General features: G+C 64.1%; 5 protein-coding genes. All 5 read left to right on the top strand.

The genetic code is table 11. The features are described 5' to 3' along the window. Positions 1–852: flagellar assembly peptidoglycan hydrolase FlgJ (flgJ, locus tag QZH66_RS14145; RefSeq protein ID WP_305806581.1), on the top strand; the 852-nt coding region annotated here is incomplete at its 5' end. Positions 853–863: 11 nt separating this feature from the next. Further along, entirely contained in the window at positions 864–2,744 is a 1,881-nt protein-coding gene (gene flgK, locus QZH66_RS14150) for a flagellar hook-associated protein FlgK (RefSeq protein ID WP_305806582.1), read from the top strand. Then, complete coding sequence (gene flgL, locus QZH66_RS14155) at positions 2,741–3,943, top strand: flagellar hook-associated protein FlgL (protein WP_305806583.1); 1,203 nt, start codon at positions 2,741–2,743, stop codon at positions 3,941–3,943. The genes flgK and flgL overlap by 4 nt, the downstream gene beginning before the upstream one ends. Positions 3,944–4,395: 452 nt before the next feature. Continuing rightward, positions 4,396–5,619 (top strand): flagellin, encoded by a 1,224-nt coding sequence (locus QZH66_RS14160; RefSeq protein WP_305806584.1) that lies wholly within the window; start codon positions 4,396–4,398, stop codon positions 5,617–5,619. Positions 5,620–5,691: 72 nt separating this feature from the next. Next, on the top strand, positions 5,692–6,750 hold a 1,059-nt coding region (locus QZH66_RS14165), incomplete at its 3' end, for a flagellin (protein ID WP_305806585.1).

Below are 6,750 nucleotides of genomic sequence, written 5' to 3' on the forward strand. Positions count from 1 at the left end.
GCGCTGCCCTTGCCGGCCGCGCTGCCCGCAGCCGATCCGTTGACGCTGCTGCCGGGTCAACCGCAGGCCCAGGTGGCGCAGCCGATGGAGCGCGCGCTGGACCTGATCGCCGGGCGCGAGACCAGCCAGATGCACGAGGCGATCGGCCGCACCGATCCCTACCGTATGCAGGCCGCCCTGCCCGATCCGACCCGCGAAAACTGGGCACTGGCCAACGACCGCTGGCACTACGTGCACGGCAACCAGCCGGGCACCAGTGTGGATACCGGCATCGCCAGTGCCGCAGCGGAAAAGCTGGGCACCCACACCCCGGAAGGTTTTGTCGCCAGCATCTGGCCGCATGCCGAGCGCGCCGCGCGCGAGCTGGGCGTCAATCCACGCGCGCTCGTTGCCCAGGCCGCGCTGGAAACCGGCTGGGGGCGCAAGCCGATCCGTCGCGACGATGGCGGCAGCGCGCACAACCTGTTCGGCATCAAGGCCAATGGCTGGAAGGGCGAACGCGCCACCACCGGCACCCATGAATATGTCGATGGCGTGCGCCGTAATGAAACCGCCAGTTTCCGCGCCTACGCCTCGGCCGCGGACAGCTTTTCCGATTACGTGCACCTGCTCAAGAACAGCCCGCGTTACCAGTCGGCATTGAAGGCCGGCGGCGATGTCCGCAGCTTCGCCCAGGGCCTGCAGAAAGCGGGTTATGCCACCGATCCGTCCTATGCGGCCAAGATCGCCGCGATCGCCGCCGGTCCCACCATCGATCGTGCGGTGACCGCCATTGGTGATGCCGGAACCCGGTTGGCCCGCAGTTTCGCCAGCAACGTCAGCCTGCCCGGGCTTGGCGTGACCCGTCGTTGAGATAACACCCCATGTCTAGCGTTCTTTCCACCGGCACCAGCGCCCTGCTCGCCTTCCAGCGGGCGCTGGCCACCACCAGCCACAACGTGGCCAACATCAACACGCCCGGTTTCAGCCGGCAGAAGGTGGATTTCGCCACGCGCAATTCCACCAGTTTCAGCTTCGGTGATATCGGCAACGGCACGAAGATTGTCGATATCCGCCGCGTGGCCGACCAGTTGGCGATCTCGCGCCTGCTCGACAGCAGTGGTGAGCTGGCACGCCTGCAGCAGCTGTCGTCGATGGCCGACCGCGTCGATGCGCTGTTCTCCGACACTGCCACCAACATTGCCGGGGTGTGGTCCAACTTCTTCGATTCGGTCAGCGGCCTGTCGTCCAACGCCTCGGCAACAGCCGACCGGCAGAATCTGCTGGACAGCGGCAAGACGTTGGCAGGCCGCTTCGAACAGCTCAACACCCAGCTCAACAATCTCAATGGCGAGGTCAACAATGGCCTGATCGCCGGCGCCACCGAGATCAACCGGCTGGCGCGGGAAATCGCCCAGATCAATGGGGCAATCGGCGGCGACGTAAGCAAGGCCTCGCCGGACCTGCTTGACCGGCGCGACCAGCTGATCGCCAACCTCATCGGTTACACCGGAGGCACCGCGATCATCCAGGACGGCGGAGCCATGAACGTCTTTACCGCCGGCGGCCAGGCGCTGGTGGTAGGCACCAACGCATCCAAGGTGACCACGATCACCGACCCCTACCAGCCCGAGCGCCTGCAACTGGCGCTGCAGACCCAGGGCATGAGTGTGATGCTGGAATCGCGCAATCTCGGCGGCCAGATTGGCGGCATGCTTGAATTCCGCGAAACCGTGCTTACTCCGGCCCAGGCTGAGCTGGGCAAACTGGCCATTGGACTGGCCAGCAATTTCAACGACGTGCACCGCCAGGGCGCGGACCTGTATGGCAACCCCGGTACCGATTTTTTCAATATCGGCGCACCGCGGGTTGGCACCCACAGCGGCAACACCGGTACCGCCACGATGACCGCCAGCTTCGGCGACCTGTCCAAGCTGGACGGTCAGAACGTGGTGCTCAAATTCGATGGCACCCAGTGGCAGGCCAGCCGCGCCGATACGGGGGCCTCTATCCCGATGACCGGTAGCGGCAGCGCCGCTGACCCTTTGGTACTCAATGGCGTGGAGCTGGTGGTGTCCGGCACCCCTGGCACTAATGACCGCCTGCTGCTGCAGCCCACTGCGGGCGTAGCGGGCAGCCTGGCGGTGGCGATCACCGATGCGTCGCGGATTGCCGCCGCTGCGCCGGTCAAGGGCGCGGCCAGTCTGGCCAACACCGGCACTGGCAAGCTCAGCAGTGTCAAGGTCACCGATTCCACCCACCCCAACCTGCGCGACGCTGCTGTGATCGAATTCACCAGCGCCACCACCTACACCATCGATGGCACCGGACCCTTCACCTACACCGCCGGGGAAACCATCAGTGCCAATGGTTGGAGCTTCGTGCTCGATGGCGCCCCCCGCACCGGCGACAGTTTCAACATCGACCCGACCCCCTCCGGCTCGTCGGACAACAACAATGCCCTGCTGCTCTCGAAAGTCGAGCAAGCCAAGGCATTCAACGGCGGCACAGTGACCTTGAACGGCGCCCTTGGCGGCCTGACCGCCCAGGTCGGTGCTGCGGCGCGGGCGGCGGACTATTCGCTCCAGGCGCAGCAGGTGATCACCGCACAGGCACAAGCCGCCCGCGAAGCGATCTCCGGGGTCAATCTGGACGAGGAAGCGGCTGACATGCTCCGGCTGCAACAGGCCTACCAGGCCGCTTCGCAGCTCATCTCCACCGCTGACACCATGTTCCAGACCATTCTGGGAGCCGTCTCACGATGAACAACCGCATTTCCACCGGGACGATGTTCAGCCAATCCGTCGCCTTGATGATGGCCAAGCAGGCCAAGATGAATCATCTCGAGCAGCAGATCTCCACCGGCCGGCGGCTGGTTACCGCCAAGGATGATCCGGTCGCCTCCGGCGCCGCCGTAGGACTCGACCGCAGTCTGGCTTCGCTGGAGCGCATGCAGCTCAACGCCGGCAATGTACAAAACCGCCTGGGCCTGCAGGAAAACACGCTCGCCCAGGTTGGCGACATGATGGGACGCATCACCGAGCTGACCATCTACGCCAACAATCCGGCGCTGGCCTCGGCGGACAAGCAATCGATGGTCACGGAGATCGAAGCCATTCGCGGCAATCTGCTTGCGTTGGCCAACGCCACCGACGGTACCGGCCGCTATCTGTTCGGTGGGACGGCCGATGCCAGTCCGCCCTTCAGCCAGGTCAATGGCCGTGTGGTCTACAGCGGAGACCAGACCCAGCGCCAGATCGAAGTCGGCCCGGACACCTACGTACGGGACTCGCTACCCGGCAGCGAAATCTTCCTGCGCATTGCCACCGGCGATGGTCATGTCGATGGCGTTGCGGCGACTGCGAATACCGGCACCGGAGTGCTGACCAATATCACCCGCGACGGCGACGGCAACTGGAATGGCCAGCCCTTCAGCGTGCGCTTCACTGCTGCCGACCAGTACGAGCTGCGTGATGCCGGTGGCGCCGTGCTGGCCACCGGCAACATGAAGGCTGGGGATGACCTGGTGCTCAACGGCGTGCGTCTGCATATCGATGGCAAGCCGGCTGCAGGTGACAGTTTCGAAGTGGGTTCCTCGACCAGTCGTGACATCTTCAGCACCTTGGATAACCTGATCGGATCGCTTTCGATGGATATCGGCACCCCGGCCCAGGCCGCGGCGCAGCAAAACCAGTTGCAGAGTGGATTGCGCGATGTGGCGCGTGCCGCGGAGCGGATGATCGACTCGCGTGCCGCTGGCGGTGCCCAGCTCAAGGCGCTGGACAACGCAGCGGACATGCGCGAATCCAACGTCGTCACGCTGAAAGGCACGCTGTCGCAAATGCGCGACCTGGACTATGCCGACGCACTGAGCCAATACCAGTTGGAAAAAACCGCGCTGCAAGCTGCGCAGACGCTGTTCTCGCAGATGCAGTCGATGTCGCTGTTCAATATGATCCGCTGACGCGCCACCATCACCTCGCCGGTCCCAAGGCCGCGATGCTCCGAGCATCGCGGCCTTTTTATTGTCTGTTGATCGCCCCTGCGCTGAGTGCCCGGCATGACACGGAGCTGCCAGCACCCTTCCCTGCCTGATATGGCTTGGCACTGCGCGGACGGTCGGCGCCACCCTCACTGCTGGCTGCCTACCGCCAGCACCGCGGACTGCCCGGCGCCGGGGCTGCATGCACTGCAACGAAGCCGCCCCGTAGCTTTCCCGGCAGCCGTGGAGGGTGACTCTCTGCGGCTCAGGGCATGGTTTTGTCCCTGCCGGCCATTTCGTTGAAAAACCGGGCTAAAGGTTGTTGACAAAGCGCCGTTATTGATTTGGCAACAGCGAAGCACACACAGCCAAACAAAAAAATCGGCGGCGCTTCGTTCCATTCACCACCGGGATTCCAATAAGGGAGACGACCCATGGCACAGGTAATCAACACCAATACGATGTCGCTCAACGCTCAGCGCAACCTGAGCACCAGCGGCGCCTCGCTCGCAACCACCATCCAGCGCCTGTCGTCGGGCCTGCGCATCAACAGCGCAAAAGACGACGCCGCCGGTCTGGCGATCTCCGAGCGTTTCGGCACCCAGATCCGCGGTACCGACGTGGCCATCCGCAACGCCAACGACGGCATCTCGCTGGCCCAGGTCGCCGAAGGCTCGCTGAGCGAGATCGGCAACAACCTGCAGCGCATCCGCGAACTGGCCGTGCAAGCCTCCAACGCCACCAACTCCGTCAGCGACCGCAAGGCGCTGCAGGCCGAGGTGACCCAGCTGGTCAGCGAAATCGACCGCGTCGCCAAGCAGTCCGACTTCAACGGCACCAAACTGTTGGACGGCAGCTTCACCAGCCAGCTGTTCCAGGTGGGTGCAAATGCCGGCCAAGCGATCGCCATCAACAACGTGGTCAACGCCAAGGCCGACTCGTTGGGCGCCGCCACCTTCGCCAACGTTTTCACTGGCACCACCCTGGGCGCCGCCGACAAAGCCACCGCCGACAGCGTGTACTCCCAGCTGCAGGTCACTGTGACCCCGCCGGGCGGCACCGCCACCACGGTCAACATCGGCGATATCACGGTCAAGTCCGGCGAATCGATCTCCGCCGCCACTGCTGCCGCCATCAACAATAAGCTCGGCGAAACCGGTGTACTGGCCAACGTCGACAACGGCGTGCTGAGCCTGACCTCGATCAAGTCCGAACAGACCTTCGCCCTCGGCGTGGCCGGCCCCGCCTCCACTGCTCCGGGGGCCATCGTCACCGACCTGGCCAACATCGGTCTGACCCAGAACGGCACCAACGGCGGCACGTTGACCGGCGCCACCAACAGCTTCGTCAAGGACCTCAGCGTGACCACCGCCGAAGGCGCACAGCAGGCCCTGTCGATCGTCGACAAGGCACTGGAATCGGTCAACAGCGTCCGCGCCGACCTCGGCGCGATCCAGAACCGTTTCACCTCGGTAGTGGCCAATCTGCAGACCTCCTCGGAGAACCTGTCGGCCTCGCGCAGCCGCATCCGCGACACCGATTTCGCCAAGGAAACCGCCGAGCTGACCCGCACCCAGATCCTGCAGCAGGCCGGCACCGCCATGCTGGCCCAGGCCAACCAGGTTCCCCAGAACGTGCTCAGCCTGCTGCAGCGCTGACATGAGGCACTCCTGAAGCACGTCAGGAGCGTCTGACCCAACTCACGTGCAACTGCTCAAGGACCCTTCCTCATGGCACAAGTCATCAACACCAACACGATGTCGTTGAATGCTCAGCGCAACCTGAGCACCAGCGGCAGCTCCCTGGCCACCACGATCCAGCGCCTGTCGTCGGGTTCGCGCATCAACAGCGCCAAGGACGACGCCGCTGGTCTGGCGATCTCCGAACGTTTCGGCACCCAGATCCGCGGTACCGATGTGGCCATCCGCAATGCCAACGATGGCATCTCGCTGGCACAGGTCGCCGAAGGCTCGCTGAGTGAAATCGGCAACAACCTGCAGCGCATCCGTGAGCTGTCGGTGCAGTCGTCCAATGCCACCAACTCCAACAGCGACCGCAAGGCGCTGCAGGCCGAAGTGACCCAGCTGGTCAGCGAAATCGACCGCGTCGCCAAGCAGTCGGATTTCAACGGCACCAAACTGCTGGACGGTTCGTTCTCCAGCCAGCTGTTCCAGGTGGGCGCCAATGCTGGCCAGGCCATTGCCATCGACAAGGTTGTGGACGCCAAGGCCAATGCCCTGGGTGGCGCGCAGTTTGCGACGGCCGCCGTGGTCAAGAACGCCAGCGCTGCCGATAACGCCGCGACCACCATTGCTGCATTCAGCATTACTGACAGCAAAGGCACCGAAGTCAAGTTTGACAAGCTGGTAGTGCCGAGCGCGGGCCTGACCGCCGCGAACGAAATAGCTTCCGGCAAGGCACTGGCTGCGCACATCAACGCCAAGATCGGTGAAACCGGCGTCTACGCCGAAGCCGATGCCGCCGGCGCGCTGACCCTGACTTCGGTCAAGGACAGCGTCAACGCCGCAGGCGCCGCTACGGTGTTCACCACCGATCTGGTCGGCGCTGCTACTGCTGTACAGGGCACCAATCAGTTCGCCGACAAGATCGATGTTTCCACCGTCAAGGGTGCCCAACAGGCGCTGGAAATCGTCGACAAGGCCCTGGGCGCAATCAACAGCACCCGCGCCGATCTGGGTGCGATCCAGAACCGCTTCACCTCGGTGGTGGCGAACCTGCAGACCTCGACCGAAAACCTGTCCGCGTCGCGCAGCCGCATCAAGGACACG

This window comes from Stenotrophomonas sp. YIM B06876 (genome assembly GCF_030711595.1).
In the GTDB taxonomy this organism is placed as follows: Bacteria; Pseudomonadota; Gammaproteobacteria; order Xanthomonadales; family Xanthomonadaceae; genus Stenotrophomonas.